We start from the raw sequence: 25207 nt of genomic DNA on the forward strand, positions 1-25207 counted from the left end.
CCGTAACACCATCCATGTGAGGGACGACCGCCCGCCTTCCAAGCAAGCCGCGCGAAGCGCGCATTCAACAGCGCCGTAGCAAGCGCGGCTTGCTTGGAGGGCAGACCGGGCCCGTTACCCCATCTACATGATCGCCGAGGGGGCTCGCCATGTTTCCGGAAGAAGAATCGGAGAAGAGAAAAACCAAAGCCGTCTCCCTCGGCAAACCCGCCACCGGCCAATGCCTGTGCGGCAAGGTCGCCTTCGAGATCGACGTGCCGGCGCGCTGGGCCTGGCACGATCATTCACCGTCAAGCCGCCGCGCCCACGGCGCGGCCTATGCCACCTATGTCGGAAGCTGGAAAAAGCGCTTTCGTATCACGAAGGGCAAGACCAGCCTTACACGGTACGAAGACGAGGCCACCAAGACCGTACGCAGTTTCTGCTCGCACTGCGGCACGCCCATTGCCTACGAACGCCCACGCTCGCCGCATATGATCAACATTCCTCGCGCGCTGTTTTCGGGCCGCACCGGGCGGCAGCCGCTCTATCACATCGCGATCGAGGAATTGCAGGAATGGGCCTACACCGGCGAGCCGCTGGTGCCGCTGAAAGGATATCCAGGCGTGGTCTGGCAGCGTTCGAAAAAGAAGAAGCGCGCGGACCGTGAAGGAATGGTCTAGAGCGTGGACCCACTACGCGCAGCCAGCCATAGCCGGATGGATGTGAGCTGGACGAAGGCGATAAGGGGCTTGAATCACGGCAAGACAGTCCGGCTCAATGTGGCGCGCCAAGGAGCGGGTCGGACGCTATGCACCCGAAAGCGGAGTTATTATGCTCACCCTGAGCTTTGTCGTTCTTGACCCGGCTCGGACATCACCCTCCGGCCTCTAGCCACGCGCATGCCCTGAGTTCGCCCTAGGCGATTCGATCGTCACAGCCGTCCAACAAAGTGCTAGGCTGCTTAGGCGTATCAACTATCTTGAGGCTGGACGAGTCACCTGCGGAATAGTCCGCCCACCACACCCCCCACAACGCCGTGCACCGCGCCGCCGATCGCGCCGATTGGACCGCCGACACCACGCGAATGGCGAGTACGGCTCCCAGCGCGACGACGGTCTTGATGACCAGATTTGCTAGCCTCTGCCGCGGCGTCCGTTAGTACCCTGTGCTGGGCGGCGTTGAGGAAGCCAGTCGTAGGGTAGCCGTGCTCCTCCTGCCAGCGCGCGATGACGGCGCGAGTCGATTCGTCGAACTTCCCATTGACCTTGGTCTTGAACCCGAGCTTGGTTAGCCCACGTTGCACTCCACGACGCTTTGCCTTGGTGAGGCCGATCTGTTCCTCGGTCTCCTGAGTCGCTTCGTCGGTAGCTATTGTCGTTTCGGCGGGTGCCAACGTTTCGCGAGGCGTGCTGCTCAGACCAGCCTTAGCAAAGTGCGCGCTGTCGACGATCGCTAGGATACACAATGCTAGGATCAAGGCGCGCATGACCTTTCCTTCGCCCTCAAGTCTGCCGATCGTTCGGTCTAGAAAGTAAAGATACACCGCGCCGTCCTGAACTATCAACGTCCGACGGCGCCACTCCGCTTCGTCGCGGGGGTAACTGTTGCCCGCGGCACACGGTTCCCTAGCCTCGCGCCGATTGTTACGCCGCATTGCACGCGGGGGCACGGGATCGGCGCATCGCCCTTGGAGCTTAGAGACGTCTAGAGCCGGCGCCGCCGAGGTCAGCATCTGGACCCAAAGCGGACCAAGGGCGCGGGCTACATATTTCGCGGGGCTCCTTACGACGCTAGGCTTCGCATTTCAGTAATCAGGTCGGACTTGCCTTCGAAGCCGATGCCAGGAAGCTCCGGCATGTTGATATGCCCGGCTTCCACCCGTACCCCATCGGGGAATCCCCCGTACGGTTGGAACAGATCGGGATATGATTCATTACCGCCGAGCCCGAGCCCCGCTGCGATGTTGAGCGACATTTGGTGTCCGCCGTGTGGAATGCAGCGGCTCCACGACCAGCCGTAGCTCTTCAACATTTCCAGCGTGCGCAAATACTCGACCAGCCCGTAGCTCAGCGCGCAGTCGAACTGCAGCCAGTCCCGATCTGGCCGCATGCCGCCGTAGCGGATCAGGTTGCGGGCATCTTGCATCGAGAACAGGTTTTCGCCGGTGGCCATCGGGCCGGGATAGTGCTCGGCCAGCTTCGCTTGCAACTCATAATCCAGCGGATCGCCAGCTTCCTCGTACCAAAACAGATCGTATTGGCGCAGCGCCTTCGCATAAGCCACCGCAGTATCGAGATCGAAGCGGCCGTTGGCGTCGACGGCGAGCTTGCAGCCCGCAGGTAACATCTTCAAAACGGTTTCGATGCGCTTGCAGTCGTCAGCCAGCGGCGCACCGCCGATCTTCATCTTCACGACCGTGTAGCCGCGGTCGAGATACCCTTGCATCTCCGCTGCCAGGCCTTCGAGGCCCTTGCCTGGATAGTAGTAACCGCCGGCCGCATAGACGAAGACACGCGGGTTGGCCTGCACTTTGGCGCGTTCCGCCAAGAGTCGAAACAGGGGCTTGCTCGCAATCTTGGCGACGGCGTCCCACACCGCCATATCGATCGTGCCGATGGCGACCGAACGCTCGCCATGTCCGCCCGGCTTCTCGTTAGTGAACATGGCCGCCCAGATTTTGCCGGGGTCCAGAAGGCCACCTTCGTCAAGCAGGCTGTCCGGCGCAGCCGTCAGCACGCGCGGCGCGAAACGCTCGCGGATCAACCCTCCCTGCCCGTAGCGACCGTTCGAGTTGAAACCGTAGCCGATGACTGGCCGGCCATCGCGGATGACGTCGGTGACTACGGCAACCAGACTCAGCGTCATCTTCGAAAAGTCGATGAAGGCGTTGGCGATGGGAGAAGATATCGGAGCGGTACGCTCCCGGATGTCGACAATGCGCATGAGAAGGATGTCCGTATCGGAGGATGGAGGGCGGAAGCTTAATCGGCGTATTGGCCGACTGCGGTGATCATCGGACGCCAGCGGTCAATCTCGCTCTTCAGCGTTTCACGAAGGATTTGCGGCGTTGCCTTGTCCGGCGTCGGATCGGTCGCGATATCCGCGAACCTGCTGGCCAGCGCCGGATTTTTGAGCGCCTCGGCCAAGGCTTTGGTTAGCACCTGCACGATAGAATCGGGCGTTTTCGCCGGCACATAGATACCGTGCCAAACGCTGATCTCCATACCAGGCAGGCCGGCCTCGGCCGAGGTGGGCACGTTAGGCATCGATGGCAGCCGCTTGGCGCTGGTGACGGCGTAAGACTTCACGCTGTTGGCCTGGACCAGCGGCGCGGCGGTCGTGGCTTGTTCGCACCCAAGATCTATCTGCTTCCCCATCAGCGCCTGAAGAACCGGGCCGCCTCCGCGGAATGGAACGACGTTCATCTGCTTCTGAACAGCCGCCATGAATAGCATACCGCAAAGCTGCGACGCCGCACCCAGGCCCGAATGCGCGAAGGTGACGTGATCGCCTCGGGCCTTGATGTCTGCAATGACTTCGGCCAGCGTATTCGGGGCGTAGTCCGGGCGCGCAATGATTGCCATGTTGGCATCGGACACGACGCCGACAGGCTTCAGGTCGGTGGTCGGATCGAACGGAAGCTTCCGATACAGCGTGACGGCTGTGGCCAGTCCGAGATGATGAAGTAGAAGCGTATAGCCGTCGGGCTCAGCACGGACGACCCGATTGCTGCCCAGAGTGCCGCCCGCGCCGGCGACGTTCTCGACAATCACCTGCTGTCCGAGCAGACGGCCCATGTTCTCGGCCGTCACGCGCGCCACGGTGTCGGTAGGGCCTCCGGCGGCAAAAGGCACGATCATGGTGATGGGCCGCTTGGGGAAATCCTGGGCGATCGCTGCAGACGCTGTCAAGAACAGCAAAGAAGCACACACAACCGCACGCATGAATATCTCCCAGGATCAATTTTTTGATCCACGCAATGTAGATGAAACTGCCGACTTGTCAGCCATCTCAGAAATGGTAAATTTTCACCTCAGACATTCTCATCTAAGATGTCTGAATCTGACGGCAGGACAGATCATGCGAAATTTCGATCCCGTTTCGTTGCGGCTGTTCATCGCGGTCTGCGAGGAACGCAACATCGCCACAGCCGCCCGGCGCGAGGCGATCGTGCCGTCCGCGGTGAGCAAGCGCATCAGCCAGATGGAGGAAGCCGCAGGCGTCACCTTGCTCGAACGCGGCAGGCGCGGCGTTGCGGTGACGGCGGCGGGGGAGGTGCTGTGCCGCTATGCGCGGGAATCGCTGCAATTGCTCGACCGGATGCAGGCAGAACTGGGAGCGTTTGCAGAGGGAGTGCAAGGTCACGTGCGTGTCTTCGGCAGTAAATCGGCGGTGGCGCAATTCCTGCCGGAAGATATCAGCCTGTTCGCGCAACGCTATCTCGACGTACGCGTCAGCCTGGAGGAACGCGAAATCTGGGAAGTGGTGCGCGGCGTTGAGGAAGGGCGCGCCGATATCGGAGTGTGTTGGGACGCCGTCGACATGCGCGGCCTGCGGACCTTGCCATATCACCGCGACCATCTTGCGGTAGTCGTCCATCCCGCCCATCCATTGGCGAGAAAACGTTCTGTCTCCTTCGTCGACACGATTGACTACGAGCATGTCGACATCGTCGCCCGCAGCATCATGCAGACGACCCAGCGCAGTGCTGCGGCCGCCGCCGGCAAGCAGATGCGCTACCGCATCCAGGTCTCGACCGTGGACGCCGCTTACCGGATCGTGGCGGCCCAATTGGCAGTGGCGATTGTACCCGCTGAGGAGGCGAGCGCGATTCAGCAGGCGCTGGGGCTCAAGGTGATCCCCCTCAGCGATAAATGGGCCAAGCGCCAGTTCGTCGTTTTAGTGCGTGAGAAAGGCCTGAGCCTACCGGCGCAATTGTTGGTTCAGAGTCTATCTTCTTCCGAAGGCATTCAACCGCGTCGGTCGGGTCGCTCTAAATAGTCTCGTATCGCGCACGCCGTTCGGAGCACATTCCAACGGGTAAAGAAGCGGTCCAGCGTCCGCTTCTGTGAGCCTTTGCGACATCGGGCTATGTCCGCTATTCAGCCGCTGTTGAGGGTTGAGCGGACATCAGTCAGTCGCTTAATGAGTACACGGCCTGGAGCGGGATGAGGCCGTGACGGACCATCTCGTGCCTCGGACGCAAGCTGCCTGAGTGCTGCGAGCCGGGTCCCATTCTACTTTGCATGGGGTTGTTTTCGCGTTTTTTTATCCGGGTCCCGCGGTGTGCCGCTGCCGCGCTGCACGGCGTCGGGGACACGGAAAATGCTTGTGCAGAGCAGCCATGACCGCGATCCATTGCTTACGCGCGCCAAGTTTGGTCATCTGCCTCCACCCCGCACGTCAACGAAGCGGCGGGCGGGAGGAAACATGAAAAACAAGATCACCGGGCGTTCCGCATTCCTCGCATTGCTGAAGGACGAGGGCATCACGCATCTGTTCGGTAATCCCGGCACCACCGAACTGCCGATCATGCACGCGCTGAAGGACCATCCGGACCTCACCTATGTGATGGCGATGCAGGAGAGTCTCGTCGTCGCCATAGCCGACGGCTTCAGCCGCGCCTCGGGCAAGCTCGTCGCCTGCAACGTCCATGTCGCGCCTGGCCTCGGCAACGCCATGGGCTCGCTCTACAACGCAAGCTTTACCGGCACGCCCCTGATCCTGACCGCCGGCCAGCAGGAGCAGGGCCACGGCCTCACCGAGCCGGTGCTCTACGGCCCGCTGGTGCGGATGGCGGAGCCCTTGGTGAAATGGGCAGTCGAGGTGACGCGGCTGGAGGACCTGCCGCGGATTGTGCGCCGCGCCGCCAAGATCGCGACCACGCCGCCCACTGGACCGGTGTTCATCTCGCTGCCTGGCGACATCCTCAATACCGAAGCCGGCATCGACCTCGGCCGGTCGACCCGGGTCGATACCCGCGTCAAACCGTCGGACGAATCGCTGCAGGCGCTCACCGCGCGCATCCTCAAGGCGGAGCGGCCGGTGATCATCGTCGGCGACGAGATCGTCAAAAGCGACGCCTTGCAGGAGGCGGCGCAACTGGCGGAAACGCTGGGCTGTCCGGCATACCAGTCGTCGACGCCCTATGGCGCATATTTCCTGTCGGAAAGCCCGTGTTTTATGGGAGCGCTGGCGCGCATCCAGAAGATCGCGCGCGACACGCTGTCACCCTACGATCTCATCATTGCGCTCGGTGGCGATCCCTTGCGGATGTCGGTTTACAGCGAGACCGATCCGCTGCCGGACGGGCTTTCGATCGTACAGGTCGGCCTGGTCGATTGGGATCTCGCCAAGAATTACAGCGCCGAGATCGCGCTCAAAGCTGACGTGAGGGAAACCCTGCGCGCGCTGGTCCCGGCGCTGAAGGCTGCCGGCGGCAGCGCGCTTCAAGCGCGCGCAAGACAGGGATTGGACGCGCTGGCGTCGAAGAACTGGACGGCCAGGCGCCAGCCGCTGGTCGAACAGATATTGAAGCACGCCAACACCTCGCCGATCGATCCCGACTGGCTGGCGTTGCAGGTGGTCGAGGCAATGCCCGATAACGCGATCCTGGTCGATGAGGGGCTGACGTCGTCACGGCAAATCATCGCGCTGCGTCCTCATCGCGACCGCTACGGCTATCACGCGCTGGCCTCGGGCGGCATCGGCTGGGGATTGCCGGCTTCCGTCGGCGTCAGCCTCGCCAATCCGGAGCGGCCCGTCGTGTGTTACTCCGGCGACGGCAGTTCGATGTATTCGATTCAGTCGCTGTGGACGGCGGCCAACCACAAGCTGCCGCTGACCTTCGTGATCGTCAACAATGGCGGCTACCGCATCATCAAGCAGCGGCTGCTCGCCTTTCACGGCGACGATCACTATGTCGGCATGGATTTCGTCGATCCACCGGTGGATTTCACCGGCGTCGCGAAATCGCTCGGACTGGAAGCGACGAAGGTGACCGATCCCGGCCAGCTCAAATCGGTCTTGTCCTCCGCCTTCAGCCGGCCGGGAGCAAAACTGATCGAGGTCGTGGTGAGCAATTCGGTGAATTGATGCAAGATCCATCAACGTCATTGCGAGGAGCATAGCGACGAAGCAATCCATTCTTCCTTTGTGGCCCGATGGATTGCTTCGCTGCGCTCGCAATGACGGTTGATAGATCTGCGCTTCTACTCCGCCGTCGTCGCCCTCGGCTTGACCCGATACCGGCTCGCCGGATGCTGCTCCGTCAACCGCGCTCGGCCTTTGCCGAACAGCTTCTCCCGCAATGTGCCCTTCGCATACGCACTCTTGTACCGCCCGCGCTTTGTCAGCTCCGGCACCAGCATATCGGCGATATCTTCGAAATCGCCGGGTGAGGTGGCGAACGCAACATTGAGGCCGTCGACGTCGGTCTCTTCGAACCAGGCCTCGATATCGTCGGCGACCTTCTCGGGTGTGCCGACCACGACCGGCCCGGCGCCGCCGATGCCGACATGCTCGACGACCTCGCGCACGGTCCAGACCCTATCAGGATCGGCGCGCGTGACGTTGTCGAGCGCGGTTCGGCCGGCATCGTTCTGGATGTGACGCACCTGCTGGTCGAGGTCGTAGCTCGAGAAATCGACACCCATCCAGCCCGACATCAAGGCCAGCGCGCCCTCGGGAGCGATGTGCGCGCGATAGTCGGCGTATTTCGCTTTCGCCTCGCCCTCGGTGCGGCCGAGAATGATCGTCATCATGGAGAACATCAGGATCTCGGCCGGATTGCGCCCGACTTCCTTCGCCAGCGCGCGGATCGCCGCCACGCGCGGTCCGATGATTTTGGCCGACGGCCCGGACATGAACACGCATTCGGCGTGATGCGCCGCGAACTGCCGTCCGCGCGGCGAGGTGCCGGCCTGGTACAGCACCGGCGTGCGCTGCGGCGACGGCTCGCTCAGGTGGATCGCGTTGAGCCGGTAGTTGGTGCCTTCATGCTGGATGCGATGCACTTTCGACGGATCGGCGAAGATGCCGCGCGTACGGTCACGCAGCACGGCGTCGTCCTCCCAGCTTCCTTCCCAGAGCTTGTAGACCAACTCCATATATTCGTCGGCGACGTCATAGCGGTCGTCATGCGCGGTCTGCCTGTCCTTGCCAGCGCCGCGGGCCGCGCTGTCGAGATAGCCGGTCACCACGTTCCAGCCGATGCGGCCCTCGGTCAGGTGGTCGAGCGTCGACATTCTCCGCGCAAACGGATAGGGCGGCTCGAACGAGAGATTGCTGGTGACGCCGAAGCCGAGATTTTGCGTGACCGCGGCCATCGCGGGGATCAGCATCAGCGGCTCGTTGGCCGGCGTCTGTGCGGCGTTGCGCAGCGCCGCGGCCGGGCTGCTGCCGAACACGTCATAGACGCCGAGCACGTCGGCGAGAAACAGCCCGTCGAACCGGCCACGCTCCAGCGTTTTCGCCAGATCGAGCCAATAGGGCAGGCGGTTGTAGCCGAGGGTGCGGTCGCGCGGATGGGTCCAGAGCCCCGGCGATTGATGCGCCACGCAGTTCATGGCGAAGGCATTGAGCCGGATTTGCTTTGTCATGATTGGCGCCTTCCAATGGTGGCATGGCTATTGCATTTTAGCAGAGCTCCGCGCGATCGTGCCACTTCCGGCAGGCAGCGTATCCCGGTAATCAGGTCGACAGAATAGCTGCATCGATAGAGCCCAGCGAAAGGAAAAATTCATGGCTGAAAGAGCCGACGCAATTGCGCGGGTGCGCGAGCATTTCCGGTCGGGCGAATTCCTTCGCGAACTTGATCAACGGGTCGGCTATCAGACCGAAAGCCAGAGTTCCGGCCGCGGCGATGCGCTGCGCGCGTATCTCACTGAGAACCTCGAGCCCGCGCTGACCGAACTCGACTTCAAGACCCGACTGATCGAGTCGCCGATCGGTGGAGGTCCCTATCTGGTGGCGGAGTATATTGAGGATCCTGCACGGCCGACTGTGCTCACTTACGGTCATGGCGACGTCGTCGACGGCATGGTCGGCGAGTGGCGCGACAACCTCGATCCCTGGAAGACCACGATAAGAGGTGATCGCGTCTACGGCCGCGGTACGGCCGACAACAAGGGGCAGCACAGCATCAACATCTCGGCGCTGCGCGCGGTGCGCCAGACACGCGGTGGCAAGCTCGGTTTCAATGCCAAGTTCATCATCGAGACCGGCGAGGAGATCGGCTCGCCGGATTTGCGGCAGGTCTGCGAAGCTCATCGCGAGGACCTGAAGGCCGACCTGTTCCTGGCCTCGGACGGGCCACGGCTTTCGGCCGACCGGCCCACCATCTTTCTCGGCTGTCGCGGCGGCAACCGCATCCATCTCGATGTCAACTTACGCGATGGCGGGCACCATTCGGGTAATTGGGGCGGGGTACTGGCCAACCCCGCGACGATCCTAGCCAACGCCATTGCGAGCCTCGTCGACGGCAAGGGGCGCATGAAGCTCGATGTTCTCAAGCCGCCGCGGATTTCGAACGCCGTTCGCGCCGCGCTCGCGGATGTAAAGATCGAGCCGACCGCGGACGAACCGGCGCTGGCGCCCGACTGGGGCGAGGAGGGGTTGTCGCCGGCGGAGCGGCTGTTTGCCTGGAACACGCTGGAGGTGCTGGCGATGTCATCAGGCAATATCGAGAAGCCGGCCAACGCCATTCCCGGACACGCCAATGCGGTGCTGCAACTCCGCTTCGTCGTCGGCACCCGATATGAAGAGGTGGTCGACGCCGTGCGCAGGCACCTGCATGCCAACGGTTTTTCGATGGTGCAGGTCAGCGGTGCGCAGCGCTTCGCCGCCTCGCGCACCGACGTCGACAGCCCCTGGGTGAACTGGACGGCGGACTCGATCCGCAAGACCACCGGCAAAGCGCCGGCGATCCTGCCGAACTTCGGCGGCTCGCTGCCCAACGACGTGTTTGCCGAGGGACTGGGGCTACCGACGATCTGGGTGCCGCATTCCTATCCCGGCTGCTCGCAGCATGCGCCGGATGAGCACATCCTTCTGCCGGTGACCGAGGAGGCGCTCGCCATCATGGCGGGGCTATTCTGGGATCTCGGCGAGATGAAGCGGGCTTTTTAGCTGCGGCTCACACCTCTTCGTCTAGCGCGACCAGTTCGCGCTTCTTACGCAGCGCCGGCAGCAGGGGCGCGACGAGCAGCATCAAAGCGAACGCCAGGCAGACAGCCGAGATCGGCCGCTGCACGAAGGTCATGAGATCGCCCTGCGATAGAATGAGCGACTTGCGCAGATTGTTCTCCAGCATCGGTCCCAGCACGAAAGCCAGCACCAGCGGCGCCGGCTCGTAGCCGAGCTTGCGCATGAAATAGCCGATCACGCCGAACGCGATCATCACATAGACGTCGAATACGTTATTGCTGGAGCAATAGACGCCGATGATGGTGAACAGGATGATCAGTGGGAACAGGATATTGTAGGGCAGCTTGAGAAGCTGAACCCACATTCCGATCATCGGCAGGTTGAGCACGAGCAACATCAGATTGCCGATATACATGCTGGCGACGATGCCCCAGAACAGGCCGGGGTTCTGCGTGATCATGAGCGGACCGGGCTGCAGGCCGTGAATGACGAAGGCGCCGAGTAGCAGCGCCATCACCACATTCGGCGGAATGCCGAGTGTCATCAGCGGAATGAAGGCGCCGCCGGCGGCTGCATTGTTGGCGGCTTCGGGACCTGCGACGCCCTCGATCGCGCCGTTGCCGAACCGTTCGGGCGTTTTGGACAGCCGCTTCTCAAGCGCATAGGACGCGAACGACGAGATCACCGCGCCGCCGCCGGGCAGGGTGCCGAGGAAAAATCCAAGGACCGTTCCGCGCGACATCGGGCCGGCGCTGGCTTTCCAGTCCTCCCTGCTTGGAAGCAGGTGGGTGATCCTGGTGTTGATGATGTCGCGTTTGATGACCTGCTCGGTATTGAGCAGCACTTCGGCGACGCCGAACAGGCCCATGACCACGGGGACGAGGCCGATGCCGTCGATCAACTCGATCCGGCCGAAGGTCAGGCGCGGTTGCGCGGTGATGCTGTCGAGCCCGACCACGCCGAGTACGACGCCGATGCAGGCCATCAACAGCGCCTTTGCCATCGAGCCCTGCGTCAGGAAGGTAAGCACCACGAGCCCGAGCACCATCAGGCTGAAATATTCGGCCGGTCCGAACGCGATCGCGACGCTGGCGAGTTTGGGTGCCACCAGCATCAGTGCGATCAGCGCGAAGGTGCCGGCGAAGAACGAGCCAAAGGCGGAGATGCCGAGCGCCGGCCCGGCGCGGCCCTGCTTGGCCATCTGGTGGCCGTCGATGCAGGTGACGACGGAGGCGGCCTCGCCGGGAATATTGACCAGGATCGACGTCGTGGAGCCGCCATACATCGAGCCGTAATAGATGCCGGCCATCATGATGATGCCGGATTCCGGCGTTCCCGACAGTGTGATCGGCAATAGCAGCGACATCGCCGAGATCGGACCGATGCCGGGCAGCACGCCGACCAGCGTGCCGATGAACACGCCGACGAAGCAGTAGATCAGGTTGACGGGTTGAAGCGCGACGCCGAGGCCATGGGCGACATTGACGAGTGTGTCCATGGTGCGATCAGCCGATTTCGAAGATGCCCGAGGGCAACTGGATCAGGAGCAGGCGTTTGAGGATCCACCACATGCCGAGCGGAACCAGCAGCGCAATCGGAACGGCCAGCGGCCAGCGGACCGGATCGACCACGCGTAGCAGCAGCAACATCAGCGGAATTGCGGACAGCAGAAAGCCGAGCGGGTTGAGGGCGAAGGAAAAAGCGACGAGGCAGACGATCACCAGCAGGGGCTTGGTCCAGCGCGTGTTCACCCAGCGCGAGCCAAACGTCGGCCCGCCCTCGGTCAATGCGGCGATGATGATCGAGGCGGCGAACAGGCACATCAGGATGCCGGTATAGAACAGTACGAAGCCGGAGCCGGGATCATTGATGGTGCCGAGCTTCAACTTGAGCCCGGACCAGATCACAAATCCACCGAGCGCAAGCCCGATCAGCCCGCCCCACAGCTCGGAATTGTTGAGGCGGAATTTGACGTTGGATTGATCACTCATTGATACTCTCTCTCGGCCGTTCCCCAGACGCTGCGCAGCACCATCGGCGCGTTTACGCGAGTCTTGACGCGCTATCGTGGTGCGCTGCAGAGCCGGGGCCCATGTGTTGCGGGCGCGCGGTGGGTCCCGGCTCTGCGGAGCAGCGTGAAGAACGCTGCACCGCGTCCGGGACACGGCCGAAGCTAGTTCGTCTTCTTCGCCAGACCGAGCTTGTCGACCACCTTGCGCTCGGACTCGGTGACCTCGACGACGAACTTCTTGTAATCCTCGGTGCTCTTGTAACTGGGCACCATGTCGAATTTGGCCAGCGTCGCGATCACGGCCGGATCTTCCAGCGCTTTCTTGAAGGCGTCATGCAGCTTGGCGACGATCTTCGGGTCCATGCCCTTCGGTCCGGCGATACCGAACGGCGAGTCGTAAACCATGGGGTAGCCGAGCTCCTTCAGCGTCGGCACGTCGGGATAATTCGGCGAGCGCGCCGCGGTCCACACCATCAGCAGCCGCAGCTTGCCGGCGTCGACCAGCGGCCGCCAGCCCGTTGAATCCGCCTGCAGCATGGTGTGCTGTCCCAGCACCGCGGCATTGGTTTCCGCGCCGCCCTTGAAGGGCACCTGGGTGAGCTTGATGCCGGCCATGGACGCGATCTGCTCCATGCCGATATGCAGCGATGTGCCGGCGCCCGGCGTCGCATAGGTCACCTTGCCGGGATTCTGCTTGGCGTAATCGACGACATCCTTCCAGGTCTTGAAGGGTGACTCGGCGCTGGTGGTGACGCCGAACGTATAGCCGGTGAGGTGGACGATATAGGTAAAGTCCTTGTCCGGATTCCACGAGACTTCCTGCATCAAGGGCAGGCGGAACACGGTGATCGGAATCTGTGCGATCGTATAGCCGTCGGGCTTGGCGCCTGCCGCCATGGTGGCAGGGCCGACGGTGCCGCTGCCGCCGGCCTTGTTGTCGATGGCGATCGGCTGTCCAAGCACCTTGGAAGCGCTTTCGGCAATCGCGCGCATCGAGATGTCGGTCGAGCCGCCCGCCGGCCATGGGACGATCAGCGTGATCGGCTTGGTGGGATACTCCTGCGCGCCGGCGGCTGCCGATATCAGCATGCCGATGGCAGCGACAGCGATCGTCAGACGGCTGCGTCGAACCATATCAAATCCTCCCCGGCGGCCTCTTTGACGGCGAGGCGCGCTTGTTTTCTTTACTGTGCCCGATCTTCCCTGAAATCGGCCTGGAAGAAAAGCTTATTGACCTCTGGCTGTTCGCGCCGCCTGCGCCGCGACCGGCTGGAAATGACGTCTGCGACAATTGGTCTGCCACGGCATCCCGAGATACGGAATTTGGCCGCCGCTGCACCACGGGATATTTGGGCCAATACGGTATGGACCGGCCCGGATGGGCCGGCTCCATTCGTTCGCAAACACTTATCGTCGCTAGGCCGCTCGCCGCAGGGCAAACGCCCCGCTCTCGGTGCCCGGGCGCTTGCGCTCGATCATGTCCGCCGCCAGCCGCGCGCTGCCGCAGGCCAGCGTCCAGCCGAGCATGCCGTGGCCTGAGTTGATGAACAGCCCGTCCAGCGGCGACCAGCCTATGATTGGCCGGCTGTCCGGCGTCATGGGACGCAGCCCGCACCAGGGCTCGATGTCGCCGGCAGCGTCCATGCCGAGCAGCTCCGCCGAGGCGCGGCGCAGGATATCGACGCGTCCGGCATCGAGCGTCGTGTCGCTTTCGAGATCGGCGATGCCCGCGACCCTTATCGCTGCCCGTCCACCGCGCGAGCGGGGCGAATACCAGCTTGCGCTCCATGTCCGTGATGCTGTGTCTGATAATGTGCGCATCCGGCGTCGGCGTCAGGGTGATGCTGTAGCCCTTAAGCGGATAGATCGGCAGATAAAACCCGCATGCGCGCGCAAACGCGCCCGATGCCACGCCCATGCACAAGACGAAATGGTCCGCCTGCACCTGCCCCTTGCCGGTGTCGACGGCGACCAGCCGGCCGCCGGAACGAACCGGCCCGATAATTGGCGTATTGAGCAGCCATTCGACGTTGCTTCGCTGCCTCAGGCGGGCCGTCAACGCCGCACAGAAGGCGGCGCAGTCGCCGACCTGCTCGGAAGCGGTAAAGATGCCGCCGGCAAGCTTATCTGCATCTGGTCTGAGCGCCGGCTCCAGCGCGATGCATTCGGCCGCGGTCAGGATCTGCTGACCGTCCTCCTCGCCGGTCGCGACAACGGCGCGGCATGCCGCCTTGAATTCCCCTGCGGAGCGGTAGATCACGAGCTTGCCGGCGGTCCGCAGTCCGAACGACAGGCGCAGGGTTTGCGTCAGCCGCGCCAGCTCGCCCCGGCTCAAAGCGGCAAGCGCGAGCTGTGCCGCAATGGTCTCGCGTACGGCTGCCGGCCGGCAGGCGAGCAGGAATCGCGTGCCCCAGGAAATCAAGTCCGGATCGAGGCCGGCGCGGATGCGCATCGGCGAATCCGGCGACAGCAACAGCGATGGCAGCTTGAGCAATGTCGCCGGCGACGCCAGCGGCGCCACGAACGCGTAAGAGAGCTGTCCGCCATTGGCGGCGCTGGCGTCTTTCGCGGTGGAAGCATGCCGGTCGACAATGACGACGTCGTGCCCGGCTTCGGCAAGACACCATGCGGTCGTCAGTCCGATAACGCCGGCGCCAAGTACACAGGTTTTCATTTTCGGGGTAGCGTCCTAGATGATCGTCCGATCAAAACGCGGGAACCGATCGGGCGAAGGGTTGTCGCGCACCAGGTTAAGGCTCTCGGACGCCGCCATTGATGCCAAGTCTGCATGATGCAAAATTTGCATAACCCCTTCCGGCGTGGCAGGCTAATGAAGGCAGGACCTCATGGGCGAATGCGGAGCGGCTGGCATGACCGGGCTGGGATTGACGGGGATTGCCGCAGCGGCGCTGGCGAGCCGCGGTGATGCAAAGCTTGCATTGGTCATTCCGCATGCCGATCCGCTAGCTTTGCCGGCGTGGGGCTTCACCTTTCGCATCGAGAACCAGCGCCGGTTGGCCGCGTGCTGCCCGAGGGCGAGGGCGGCTATCGTCGCCGTGACGCGCCTATCGCCTGCAAGATGGGGAGCATGATGGAGCTTCGCTGGCTTCAGGATTTTCTGATGGTGGCCGAGACCGCCAACTTTACGCGCGCTGCCGAGAAACGAAACACGTCTCAGGCGGCGTTCAGCCGACGGATCAAATCGCTCGAAGCCTGGCTCGGTTTCGACCTGATCGACCGCAGCGTCTACCCGACGCAGCTCACGCCGCAAGGCGAGCGCTTCCGCGAACATGCCGGCGAGTTGCTGCGGCAGATGCTCGACAGCCGCCTCGAGCTTGGCGGCAAGCCGCTTCGCCGCAACGAACAGATCCGCATCGCCTTGCCGTTCGCGTTGGCGACCGCACGGCTGCCGCATTGGTGGCAGGTTTGGTCACAGGAGCGGCGGCTGAGTTGTTCGGTGGTCGTCGGCAACATCCACGATCTCGTCACCTCGCTGGTCTCCGACAACGTGGACCTGATGATCTGCTACCACCACGCCCAGCAGCCGATCCACCTCGATCCGGACCGCTACGAACGCGTGACCCTCGGCACCGAATTTTTGCGGCCCTATGCCAGCGAAGGGCTGGTGGCCAAGGGCGGCGCGTCGCTGCCCGGGCGGACGTCACATCCTGTGCCCCTTTTGATGTATTCGCCCGGCGTCTATTTCGCCCGGCTGGTCGATCTCATCCTGGAGAACACCCCCATTGTCGGGGTGCGGGTGATCGAAAGCGACATGTCCGACGTTCTGTGCGGCATGGCGCTTGGCGGACGCGGCGTGGCTTGGTTAACAGAGGGCACCGTCGCGGCTTCCGGCCGGAAGCGGCTGATCCCGATCGGCGGCGACAAATGGGCGTTGCCTTTGTCTTTAGTCGCATTCAGGGGTCGAATGCATGATGGTCAACGGGCACTAAATCTGTTTTGGTCCGAATTGTGCAGGCATAGTGTCGGGCGCGCCGGGGGCGGTCTTGCGAAGGCAGGTTCGAGGCCGCCGGCCAAACGGCCCGGCAAGTTGCTGAGTTAGAGTGGATGAGCAATGAGCAATCATCTGAAGCTTTTTGAGGGAGAAGTTACGTGAAACACCGTCAGATTATCGGCTGCCTGGTCGCGGGTGCGTTGTGCACCACCCCGGCAATGGCGCAGGAACTCACCGGGACGTTGAAGAACATCAAAGATACCGGCGCCATCACGCTCGGCTTCCGCGACTCGTCGATTCCGTTCTCCTATCTCGACGACAACCAGAAGCCGATCGGCTACGCCATGGACATCTGTTACAAGATCGTCGATGCCGTGAAGAAAGAGCTCAAGCTCGACAAGCTCGAGGTCAAGCTCAATCCGGTGACGTCGTCGACCCGCATTCCGCTGCTCGCCAACGGCACGATCGATCTCGAATGCGGCTCGACCACCAACAATGTCGAGCGTCAGAAGCAGATCGCCTACACCAACACCCACTTTCTGACCGCGAGCCGCTATGTCACCAAGAAGGCGGCCAAGATCAATTCGATCGACGAACTCAAGGGCAAGTCGGTGGTCTCCACCGCCGGCACCACCAACATCAAGCAGCTCACCGAAGCCAACGCGGCGCGCAGCCTCAACATCAACATCATCCCGGCCAAGGATCACGCCGAGGCGTTCCTGATGGTGGAGACCGATCGCGCGGTGGCGTTCGTGATGGACGACATCCTGCTGGCGAGCCTGATCGCTGGCTCGAAGGCGCCGGCCGACTACGTCATCTCCAAGGATGCGTTCTCCAAGCCCGAGCCTTACGGCATCATGCTGCGCAAGGACGACCCGGCCTTCAAGAAGGTGGTCGATGCGGCGACCGCGGCGCTCTACACCGGCGGCGAGGGCCAGAAGATCTACGACAAGTGGTTCACGCAGAAGATCCCGCCCAAGGGGCTGAACCTCAACGTGCCGATCAGCGCCGAGCTGAAGAACGAGTTTGCGAAGCCGTCGGATTCGCCGGATCCGGACTCGTATAAGTAACGGGCAGACCCTCATGGTGAGGAGCGCAGCGAAGCGGCGCGTCTCGAACCATGAGGCCACAGTCGGGCCTCTATCCTTCGAGACGCCGCGCTAGGCGCGGCTCCTCAGGATGAGGGGTGAAAGTCGAAAGTCCGGCCATTTTGAAATGCAGAATGGCCGGACTTTTGCATAAGCGTTAGCGACCAAAGGCTTTACCGGCGTTTTCGGGCAGGGTGCTTCGTGAACTACAACTGGAACTGGCACATCTTCTTCGAGCCGAACCCGACCGGGGCCGGCACGTATCTCGACATGCTGGTGTCGGGCCTGCTGCTGACCATCAAGACCGCGTTGCTGGCCTGGATCATCGCGCTTGTTTTCGGCACCATCATCGGCATCCTGCGCAGCCTGCCGTCGAAGACGGCGTCCTGGGTCGGCTTCGCCTATGTCGAATTCTTCCGCAATATGCCGCTCCTGGTGCAGCTCTTTCTCTGGTTCTTCGTGCTGCCCGAACTGCTGCCGCGCGCCGCGGGGCTCTGGATGAAGCAGCTGCCCAATGCGCCGTTCTGGACGGCGGCGATCGGGGTCGGGCTGTTCATGTCGGCGCGCGTCGCCGTCCAGCTTGCCGCCGGCATTGCCTCGCTGCCGCGCGGGCAGAAGCAGGCGGCAACGGCGCTTGGGCTGACGACAGGGCAAGGCTATCGCTACGTGCTGCTGCCAATCGCGTTCCGCATCATCCTGCCACCGCTCACATCCGAGTTCCTCAACACCATCAAGAACACCTCGGTGGCGATCACCATCGGCCTGATCGAACTGACCGGCCAGGCGCGGGCGATGCAGGAGTTCTCGTTCCAGGTGTTCGAGGCCTTCACCGCCGCAACCGTGATGTATCTCGCGATCAACATCGTCGTCGTCACCGGCATGCGCCTCCTCGAACGCAGCCTGGCGATCCCCGGCTACATCGCGGGGAAATGACCATGTTCGATAATCTCGATTTCGACGTCATCCGCCGCTCCCTGCCGTATCTCTTCCTCGACGGCATGAGCTTCACGCTGATGCTGACGGGGCTGTCCGCGCTGGGCGGCCTGGTCTTCGGCACGCTGATTGCGCTGATGCGGCTGTCGAGCTACCGGCTGCTCGGCCGCATCGCCGGGCTCTATGTCGACTTCATGCGCTCGCTGCCTTTGGTGCTGGTGATCTTCTGGTTCTATTTCCTGGTGCCCTATATCGGCCAGTGGTTGACCGGCGCGTCGCGGCCCATTCGCGTCGGCGCATTCACCTCGTCGCTCGTCACCTTCATCATGTTTGAGGCGGCGTATTTCTCTGAAATCATGCGCGCCGGCATCCAGTCCATCTCAAAAGGACAGCCGGCGGCCGCAAGCGCGCTGGGCCTGACCTACAGTCAGTCCATGCGCTACATCGTGCTGCCGCAGGCGTTCCGCAACATGTTGCCGGTACTGCTCACGCAAACCATCGTGCTGTTCCAGGACACCTCGCTGGTCTACGTGCTGTCGATCCCGGATTTCCTCGGCGCCGCCAGCAAGGTGGCGCAGCGCGACGGGCGGCTGGTCGAGATGTACCTGTTTGCCGCCGCAGTCTATTTCGCGATTTCCTGTGTTGCGTCCTACGGCGTCCGGCGCCTGCAGGCACGCATTGCTATTGTACGGTGAGACCCCATGATTGAGATCAGCCACGTCAATAAATGGTACGGGCCGACCTTCCAGGTGCTGAAGGATTGCACCACCAGCGTCGCCAAGGGCGAGGTGGTGGTGGTCTGCGGCCCGTCGGGCTCGGGAAAGTCGACGCTGATCAAATGCGTCAACGCGCTGGAGCCGTTCCAGGAAGGCCAGATCATCCTCGACGGCATCAAGGTCAATGACCCGAAGACCGATTTGCCGAAGCTGCGGGCCCGCGTCGGCATGGTGTTCCAGCATTTCGAGCTGTTTCCGCATCTGCGTATCATCGAGAATCTGTGCCTGGCGCAGGAGAAGGTGCTCGGCCGCTCGCATGACGAGGCGATGGCCAAGGGCCAGAAGCTGCTTGAGCGCGTCGGCTTGACGGTGCACGCGAACAAATATCCGGCTGAACTGTCCGGCGGTCAGCAGCAGCGCGTCGCGATCGCGCGTGCGCTCGCCATGGATCCGATCGCGATGTTGTTCGATGAGCCGACCTCGGCGCTCGATCCAGAAATGATCAGCGAGGTGCTCGATGTCATGGTCGACCTTGCTCACGAGGGCATGACCATGATGGTCGTCACCCATGAAATGGGCTTTGCCAGCAAGGTCGCGCACCGCGTGATCTTCATGGACAAGGGCGAGATCGTCGAGGACGCGCTGAAGACCGATTTCTTCGGCAGTCCGCGCAGCGAACGCGCGCAGAAGTTCCTGTCGAAGATCTTGTCGCATTAGGGGATGCTGCGGCCCATCCGCGTCATTGCGAGCGAAGCGAAGCAATCCATAGCGCTGCAAGTGGAGGAATGGATTGCTTCGTCGCTTGCGCTCCTCGCAATGACGGTTACCTATAACGTCCGCCGCGGCGGCATCGCTATCTTTTAGGAGACTCCACTTTGGAACAGATCGCTTACGTCAACGGTTCGTACGTGCCACTTTCGGAGGCGAAGGTCTCGATCCTCGACCGCGGATTTTTGTTTGCCGATGGTATCTATGAGGTTGCGGCCGTGCTGGACGGAAAATTGATCGACAACGCCTCGCATCTGGCGCGGCTGGAGCGGTCGGTCGGCGAGATCGAGCTGGCGCTGCCGGAGACAACGGCGCGCATCCAGGAGATCCAGAAGGAGCTGGTCGCGCGCAACGATCTCGTCAACGGCATGGTCTATCTGGAAGTGACGCGCGGCGCCGATACCGGGCGCGACTTCGCGTTTCCGAAGGGCGTCAAGCCGACGATGATCATGTTTACGTCCACGAAGGACATCATCAATGCGCCCTCGGCCAGGACCGGCATCAAGGTGATCACGGTGCCCGACCTGCGCTGGGCCCGGCGCGACATCAAGAGCGTGGCGCTGCTGGCGCAGGTGCTGGCCAAGCAGGCCGCCGCAGTGGCCGGCGCCGGCGAGGCCTGGATGATCGAGGACGGCAAGGTGACCGAGGGCGGCTCGTCATCGTGCTTCATCCTGACCCAGGACGACGTGATCGTGACGCGGCAGAACGGCAGCGAGATCCTGCCCGGCTGCACCCGCAAGGCCGTGGTCGCGCTCGCCGAAGAGCGTCAGCTCCGCGTCGAGGAGCGGGCGTTTTCGGTCGAGGAGGCGCTGGCCGCCAAGGAAGCCTTCATCACCAGCGCCAGCGTGTTCGTGCAGGCGGTGGTGTCGATCGACGGCAAGATGGTCGCCGACGGCAAGCCCGGCCCGATGACCAACCGGCTGCGTGAGATCTACATCGACTTCGCCAAGGCGACGGCGGTGTAGCACTCCAAGATGTCGTCGTCCGGCTTGACCGGACGACCCAGTATTCCAGAGACGTCAGTGATCGAGCCGAGAGGCCACGGCGTACTGGATGCCCCGCATGCGCGGGGCATGACAGCGGAGTGTGTCGCGGCTCGTCACCACACCACCCCTCACTTCTTGCCGAACGTCGTCAATTGCGCGCCATCATCGGCAACGAAAACCGCGAGCAGGCTTGCAGGTTCCGTCGTGCTCGCATTCTCGCTGACGAGGTGCTCGCTGCCGGGCGGCTCAAAGAAGCTTTCGCCCGCCTTGTAGACGCGCGCCGGGCCGGTCGCCGAGTTTTCCGAACGGATGCTGCCCGACAGCACATAGGCGAACACGCTGCCGGCGTGATGATGGCTGGCCGATTTGCCGCCCGGCGCGTAGTCGACCACGACCGCAGTCAGACTTTTGCCGGGCACGTTGGGAAGTTTCTCTGATCGAACAGGCATTACCTTGTCGCCCTCGGCGCGCGCTGCGGATGCGCCGGCAATCGCCAGCACAACCACGGCCATCGCGGCCACACGACGCATCGTTATTGTCATGTCAGCCTCCTTGCTTTAAGCCACCGCAGCCTTGGCCTTGACCGGGTGTACCGCGCGAAAAGCGATCGCTAGCCGGTTCCAGGCATTGATAGCCCCGATCAGCATGGTCAGATTGACCGCCTCCGATTCCGAGAAGTGGGCGCGCATGTCTTCGTAGAGATCGTCAGGGGCATGCGTCTCGGCAATCAGCGTCAGCGCGTCGGTCCAGGCCAGCGCCGCGCGTTCGCGATCGGTGTAGAGCGGCGACTCGTGCCAGGCGCTCAACAGATACAGCCGCTGCTCGGTCTCACCCTGCTTGCGGGCGTCCTGGGTATGCATGTTGATGCAGTAAGCGCAGCCGTTGATCTGCGAGGCGCGCGTCTTGACCAGCTCGATCAGCGATTTTTCCAGGCCGGAAGCCTGGATCTGGGCTTCGAGCGCGACGAGCGCTTTGATGGTATCGGGCGCGGCTTGGTAGTAGTTCATCCGGGGCTTCATGCAATTCTCCTCTCTGGACGTTTTCAATTTGAGGCGAAAGTCAGTGTATCCTGAGCTGAACGATAGTCGATCATCTGGATCGATGCTGCCAGATACAATAATGTGAACCGACGCAATGGGGAGGCAGCGGATGTTACCGCGCAAGTCGGTGTCGACAGGCCACTGTGCGACATTGTTGGTTGCGATGCTCGCATGGGTTTTGCTGAGCGCCCCATTGCCCGCGACCCAGTTCGGCCCGCCGCCGAATGCTCCATTGTCAGCGGAAAAGCTCTCGCGGATCGACGATTTTCTCAACGATCAGATCGCACAAGGAGAAATTCCGGGCGTCATCGTCCTGATCCAGCGCCAGGGCAAGCCGGTCTATTTCAAGTGGTTCGGCAAGCGCGACGCCGATGCCGGAATGGACATGACGCCGGATGCGATCTTTCCGCTGCATTCTTTGAGCAAAACGGTCACCAGCTTTGCTGCGATGATGCTGGTAGATCGTGGCAAGATCAAACTCGATGATCCCGTAGCCAAGTACATTCCTTCGTTCGCCGGCATGAAGGTCGGCGTCGAGCGCAAGGATGAGTCCGGCAAAGCCGTACTCGATCTTGTGCCACTGCGGCGCCCCGTCACGATCGAGGATCTGTTGCTGCATACGTCCGGGATCACTTACGGCTTCTACGGTCCAAGGGGACCGGTGAAGGCCGCTTACGACGGGATCTATCTCGGCGATTTCGACAATGCTGAATTTGCCGAGCGGATTGCAAAGCTACCGCTGGCCGAACAGCCGCGGACGCTGTGGGATTACGGGCATTCGATCGACGTGCTCGGGCGCGTGATCGAGGTCGCCTCCGGCCAGTCGTTCTACCAATTCGAAAAGATAGAACTGTTCGATCCGCTGGGGATGACTACCACCAAGTTCTTTCTGACCGATCCGGCCGAGCGGAAACGCTATGCCCAGCCGCTACGCCGCGACCGCCATACCGAACGCAATTCCCTCGATGTCACGCGTTGGGAATCCGGCGGTGGCGGATTGGTCTCCACCGTCGCCGATCTCGCGCGCTTCGGGCAGATGCTGCTGAACGGCGGAACGCTCGACGGCAAGACCTACCTCAGCCCAAGGACATTCGCGGCCATGACCACCGACCACATCGGCCCGGGCTCGGGCGTCGCACGTAATTACTTCTATTTTCCGGGCGACGGCTTTGGATTCGGCTATGGCTTCGGCGTCCGCACCGATCCCGGCAATGCGGTGCCGCCACCGCCGGGCTCGCCTGGCGAAATCAAATGGGATGGTGCGACCGGCGCCTATCTGGTTGTGGACCGCGCCCAGGACATGTTCTTTGTCGTGTTGGAGAACGCGCCATCCGGACGCCAGCATGTGCAAGTGAACGTCAAGAAGCTGATTTATGACGCGCTCGAAAAATGATCTGGCGCAGGCCTGATTGGAACAGATGAGATGCTGCGCAAGACCGAAATAGGCAATCAGGCCAAGACAGCCTCCATACGTCTCGTTGCGCTCGACCGCGCGCGCACCTTCATCACGCTGTTGGTGCTGATCCACCATGCCGCGGTCAACTACACCCATTTCGGCAACGGCGACAAAATGCGCTGGCTCGGGTTCGATCTCGTCGTGCTGTTCAACGACAGCTTCTTCATGGCCTGCATGTTCCTGATCTCGGGCCTGTTCGTCCATGACAGCCTGACCCGCAAGGGAGCGGCGAACTTCCTGCGAAATCGCGCGTGGCGGCTCGGCATTCCCTTTCTTGTCTCGATCTTCGTGCTGATGCCGATTGCCTATTATCCGACCTTCCTGCGCTATCATTTACCCGGCACCACCGACTTTAACTTCTTTCATTTCTGGTGGCGCACGTTGACGGTTGGTCCTTGGCCGTCGGGGCCGGCATGGTTCTTGTGGGTACTGCTGGCGCTCGATGCCATCGCCGCCACGCTGTGGGCGCTGGGGCCGCGCCTTCTGAAAACGTCCGGTCTCCTGATCTTTTCGTTGCGCGACCAGCCACGAACAGCCTTCGTCGCTTTCCTGGTTTTCTCGATCGCGGTCTATGTGCCGATGCGGCTGATCTTCGGCGATGCGAGCTGGCTGGAGCCGGGCGGTTATCCGCTCCCGATCCAGACTAGCCGGATCTTGCTCTATGCCGGCTATTTTCTGACCGGTGTCGGCATCGGCGTGGTCAGCCTTCGCGCTGGGATCCTGAGCGAGGACGGGGAGCTGGCCAAGCGCTGGCCGGTCTGGCTCGCATTTTCGTCATTGTTCTACGGCGCGATCCTGTTGCTGGTCTATGCCCACCACAACTGGATTGCGGATTTCGATTCGCCGCCACTGTCCTGGCAAATCGGTTACAGCCTTGCCTTTGCGCTGTTCAGCGCCGCGATGACGTTCACGGTACTGGCTGTATCCCTGAGTTTCGCCGCATCGACCATGAGGCTGCTCGATGCCATGCGGCCGCAGGCCTATGGCATCTTCCTCACGCACTACATCTTCGTCATCTGGCTGCAATACGCTGTTTACGATTACTCTTGGCCGGCCTTTGCCAAGTTTGCCGCCGTTTTCTTCGGCACGCTGGCGCTGAGCTGGGCGGTCACGCTGCTGCTGCGGAAAATTCCGGCCGTGGCGCGGATGATCTAGAATGGACCCGGTCGGCGGCGGTGCAGGCCGACGCCTTCAAAAAGCTCAGCGTCAACGAGCGCCTCGTGTTGATCGCCGCGCCTCCGCAAGAATTCGGCCGCTACTACCGCAGCGAGGTGGAGCGTTGGCGCAAGGTGATCGAGGACGCCGGCATCAAGATCGAGTAGGCGGCAGGGCGGCGCGAACCCGGTTTCCCTGATCGCGCTTCCCCGCTAGGATGGCGCCATGTATGTGAGCGCTTCCGAGAGCCGGGTGCTGGCGCGCATCTTCGGGCTGTTGTCCGAAGACCTCAGCGAGCGCGACGTTCGCGAGGCGGTCGGTCATCACCTGCTGGAGTTGCTGGAAGCCGACCACTACGCCTCCTTCGTCTGGCAGGATTCGACGGGCCGTTTTGAGAAGGCCGTGTACCTGAACATGGACCCGACCAACATCGCGGCCTACGACCGCTATTATCAGCAACACGACCCGATCACCTCAAAGCTCCAGGAGCGCCGCGAGGCGACGCTGGTCACGCAGGTGATGCCGCAGCGCGACCTGATGCGGAGCGAGTTCTTCAACGACTTTCTTGCCCGCGACGGACTGCATTGGGGCGTCAATGCCTATAGTTTCGTCGACGGCCGCAATATCGGCGATGTCAGGATCTGGCGCGGTCGGCGGCGCGAGAATTTCGACGGCCATACGCTGGAGCTGTTGCGGCTGATCGAGCCGGCTTTCACCGGTGCGCTGGTGCGCGCGGCCGGTGGGGCTTCGGCCATTGCTACGGATGGCTCACCGATCCTGAAGCTCTCGGTGCGCGAATTCGAGATCGCGCGAATGATATCCGATGATCTGAGCGACAAGGAGATTGCGCATCGGCTGCAGGTCAAGATTTCGACCGTCCGCACCCATATCGAGCGGATTTTCGCCAAGCTCGGCGTCCGCCGCCGCAGCGGCGTCGCCAGCCTGTTTGCACGGCATTAGCGACGCGAGCCGCG

At 62.4% G+C, this 25207-nt stretch carries 26 protein-coding genes; 16 read left to right on the plus strand and 10 right to left on the minus strand.

Going from position 1 to position 25207, the window contains the following annotated elements:
• Positions 1-149 precede the first annotated feature (149 nt).
• Positions 150-662 carry a GFA family protein gene (locus GWE18_RS36360; protein WP_275190470.1) on the plus strand — a complete coding sequence of 171 codons (513 nt, stop codon included), beginning with the start codon at positions 150-152 and terminating at the stop codon, positions 660-662.
• A gap of 314 nt (positions 663-976) precedes the next feature.
• On the opposite strand, the gene GWE18_RS36365 is transcribed toward GWE18_RS36360, so the two are convergent.
• The 3 genes from GWE18_RS36365 to GWE18_RS36375 all read right to left on the minus strand — a co-directional run bounded on the left by GWE18_RS36365 (position 977) and on the right by GWE18_RS36375 (position 3803).
• Positions 977-1468, minus strand: a complete 492-nt coding sequence (locus GWE18_RS36365) for a peptidoglycan-binding domain-containing protein (RefSeq protein ID WP_057852028.1) — start codon at positions 1466-1468, stop codon at positions 977-979.
• A 296-nt stretch (positions 1469-1764) separates the two neighbouring features.
• Positions 1765-2925, minus strand: coding sequence for a mandelate racemase/muconate lactonizing enzyme family protein (locus GWE18_RS36370; RefSeq protein ID WP_057851991.1), 1161 nt, complete (start codon positions 2923-2925; stop codon positions 1765-1767).
• A 38-nt stretch (positions 2926-2963) separates the two neighbouring features.
• Positions 2964-3803 carry a tripartite tricarboxylate transporter substrate-binding protein gene (locus GWE18_RS36375; RefSeq protein WP_275190471.1) on the minus strand — a complete coding sequence of 280 codons (840 nt, stop codon included), beginning with the start codon at positions 3801-3803 and terminating at the stop codon, positions 2964-2966.
• On the opposite strand from GWE18_RS36375, the gene GWE18_RS36380 reads away from it, so the two are divergent.
• Together GWE18_RS36380 and GWE18_RS36385 are read left to right on the plus strand one after the other, a co-directional pair.
• Positions 3778-4983, plus strand: a complete 1206-nt coding sequence (locus GWE18_RS36380; protein ID WP_275190472.1) for a LysR family transcriptional regulator — start codon at positions 3778-3780, stop codon at positions 4981-4983. The genes GWE18_RS36375 and GWE18_RS36380 overlap by 26 nt on opposite strands.
• A gap of 429 nt (positions 4984-5412) precedes the next feature.
• A complete protein-coding gene (locus GWE18_RS36385) occupies positions 5413-7077 on the plus strand; it encodes a thiamine pyrophosphate-binding protein (protein WP_275190473.1) in 1665 nt (554 codons plus the stop codon).
• Positions 7078-7193: 116 nt separating this feature from the next.
• On the opposite strand, the gene GWE18_RS36390 is transcribed toward GWE18_RS36385, so the two are convergent.
• Positions 7194-8582 (minus strand): LLM class flavin-dependent oxidoreductase, encoded by a 1389-nt coding sequence (locus tag GWE18_RS36390; RefSeq protein ID WP_275190474.1) that lies wholly within the window; start codon positions 8580-8582, stop codon positions 7194-7196.
• A 142-nt stretch (positions 8583-8724) separates the two neighbouring features.
• Here GWE18_RS36390 and GWE18_RS36395 point away from each other — a divergent pair, with 142 nt between their 5' ends.
• The gene (locus tag GWE18_RS36395; RefSeq protein ID WP_275190475.1) at positions 8725-10110 is read left to right on the plus strand and encodes a M20 family metallopeptidase; all 1386 of its coding nucleotides are present in this window, start codon (positions 8725-8727) and stop codon (positions 10108-10110) included.
• A 7-nt stretch (positions 10111-10117) separates the two neighbouring features.
• On the opposite strand, the gene GWE18_RS36400 is transcribed toward GWE18_RS36395, so the two are convergent.
• The 4 genes from GWE18_RS36400 to GWE18_RS36415 form a co-directional block, all read right to left on the minus strand.
• Positions 10118-11626, minus strand: coding sequence for a tripartite tricarboxylate transporter permease (locus GWE18_RS36400; RefSeq protein ID WP_275190476.1), 1509 nt, complete (start codon positions 11624-11626; stop codon positions 10118-10120).
• Between the two features lie 7 nt (positions 11627-11633).
• Positions 11634-12119, minus strand: a complete 486-nt coding sequence (locus tag GWE18_RS36405; RefSeq protein ID WP_275190477.1) for a tripartite tricarboxylate transporter TctB family protein — start codon at positions 12117-12119, stop codon at positions 11634-11636.
• Positions 12120-12301: 182 nt separating this feature from the next.
• Positions 12302-13273, minus strand: a complete 972-nt coding sequence (locus GWE18_RS36410) for a tripartite tricarboxylate transporter substrate binding protein (RefSeq protein WP_275190478.1) — start codon at positions 13271-13273, stop codon at positions 12302-12304.
• 282 nt (positions 13274-13555) lie between these two features.
• A complete protein-coding gene (locus GWE18_RS36415) occupies positions 13556-13960 on the minus strand; it encodes an FAD-dependent oxidoreductase (protein ID WP_275190479.1) in 405 nt (134 codons plus the stop codon).
• Between the two features lie 109 nt (positions 13961-14069).
• Between GWE18_RS36415 and GWE18_RS36420 the strand changes: the two genes are divergently transcribed.
• The 8 genes from GWE18_RS36420 (at position 14070) to GWE18_RS36455 (ending at position 20561) form a co-directional block, all read left to right on the plus strand.
• Positions 14070-14915 (plus strand): hypothetical protein, encoded by an 846-nt coding sequence (locus GWE18_RS36420; RefSeq protein WP_275190480.1) that lies wholly within the window; start codon positions 14070-14072, stop codon positions 14913-14915.
• Between the two features lie 312 nt (positions 14916-15227).
• Entirely contained in the window at positions 15228-16199 is a 972-nt protein-coding gene (locus tag GWE18_RS36425) for a LysR family transcriptional regulator (protein ID WP_275190481.1), read from the plus strand.
• Between the two features lie 110 nt (positions 16200-16309).
• The gene (locus GWE18_RS36430; protein ID WP_275190529.1) at positions 16310-17161 is read left to right on the plus strand and encodes an amino acid ABC transporter substrate-binding protein; all 852 of its coding nucleotides are present in this window, start codon (positions 16310-16312) and stop codon (positions 17159-17161) included.
• Positions 17162-17380: 219 nt separating this feature from the next.
• Positions 17381-18112: an amino acid ABC transporter permease gene (locus GWE18_RS36435; RefSeq protein WP_275190482.1), complete on the plus strand. Its 732-nt coding sequence runs from the start codon at positions 17381-17383 to the stop codon at positions 18110-18112.
• Positions 18113-18114: 2 nt separating this feature from the next.
• The gene (locus tag GWE18_RS36440; protein WP_275190483.1) at positions 18115-18807 is read left to right on the plus strand and encodes an ABC transporter permease subunit; all 693 of its coding nucleotides are present in this window, start codon (positions 18115-18117) and stop codon (positions 18805-18807) included.
• Positions 18808-18813: 6 nt separating this feature from the next.
• Positions 18814-19545 carry an amino acid ABC transporter ATP-binding protein gene (locus tag GWE18_RS36445; protein ID WP_275190484.1) on the plus strand — a complete coding sequence of 244 codons (732 nt, stop codon included), beginning with the start codon at positions 18814-18816 and terminating at the stop codon, positions 19543-19545.
• 3 nt (positions 19546-19548) lie between these two features.
• Positions 19549-19692 carry a hypothetical protein gene (locus GWE18_RS36450; RefSeq protein WP_275190485.1) on the plus strand — a complete coding sequence of 48 codons (144 nt, stop codon included), beginning with the start codon at positions 19549-19551 and terminating at the stop codon, positions 19690-19692.
• Positions 19693-19703: 11 nt separating this feature from the next.
• Complete coding sequence (locus GWE18_RS36455; RefSeq protein WP_275190486.1) at positions 19704-20561, plus strand: D-amino-acid transaminase; 858 nt, start codon at positions 19704-19706, stop codon at positions 20559-20561.
• 149 nt (positions 20562-20710) lie between these two features.
• Here the strand turns inward: GWE18_RS36455 and GWE18_RS36460 are convergent, their stop codons facing one another.
• Together GWE18_RS36460 and GWE18_RS36465 are read right to left on the minus strand one after the other, a co-directional pair.
• A complete protein-coding gene (locus tag GWE18_RS36460) occupies positions 20711-21094 on the minus strand; it encodes a cupin domain-containing protein (RefSeq protein WP_275190530.1) in 384 nt (127 codons plus the stop codon).
• A 45-nt stretch (positions 21095-21139) separates the two neighbouring features.
• A complete protein-coding gene (locus tag GWE18_RS36465; RefSeq protein WP_057851977.1) occupies positions 21140-21601 on the minus strand; it encodes a carboxymuconolactone decarboxylase family protein in 462 nt (153 codons plus the stop codon).
• 130 nt (positions 21602-21731) lie between these two features.
• Here GWE18_RS36465 and GWE18_RS36470 point away from each other — a divergent pair, with 130 nt between their 5' ends.
• From GWE18_RS36470 to GWE18_RS36485, 4 genes are read left to right on the plus strand one after another with little or no spacing between them, the layout of a single operon-like run.
• Positions 21732-23015 carry a serine hydrolase domain-containing protein gene (locus GWE18_RS36470; protein ID WP_275190487.1) on the plus strand — a complete coding sequence of 428 codons (1284 nt, stop codon included), beginning with the start codon at positions 21732-21734 and terminating at the stop codon, positions 23013-23015.
• 30 nt (positions 23016-23045) lie between these two features.
• Positions 23046-24233 (plus strand): acyltransferase, encoded by a 1188-nt coding sequence (locus tag GWE18_RS36475; RefSeq protein WP_275190488.1) that lies wholly within the window; start codon positions 23046-23048, stop codon positions 24231-24233.
• A 20-nt stretch (positions 24234-24253) separates the two neighbouring features.
• The gene (locus tag GWE18_RS36480; protein WP_275190489.1) at positions 24254-24400 is read left to right on the plus strand and encodes a hypothetical protein; all 147 of its coding nucleotides are present in this window, start codon (positions 24254-24256) and stop codon (positions 24398-24400) included.
• 58 nt (positions 24401-24458) lie between these two features.
• Complete coding sequence (locus tag GWE18_RS36485; RefSeq protein WP_275190490.1) at positions 24459-25193, plus strand: LuxR C-terminal-related transcriptional regulator; 735 nt, start codon at positions 24459-24461, stop codon at positions 25191-25193.
• The last annotated feature ends 14 nt before the right edge of the window (positions 25194-25207 follow it).

The organism is Bradyrhizobium sp. CSA112 (assembly GCF_029051645.1).
In the GTDB taxonomy this organism is placed as follows: domain Bacteria; phylum Pseudomonadota; class Alphaproteobacteria; order Rhizobiales; family Xanthobacteraceae; genus Bradyrhizobium.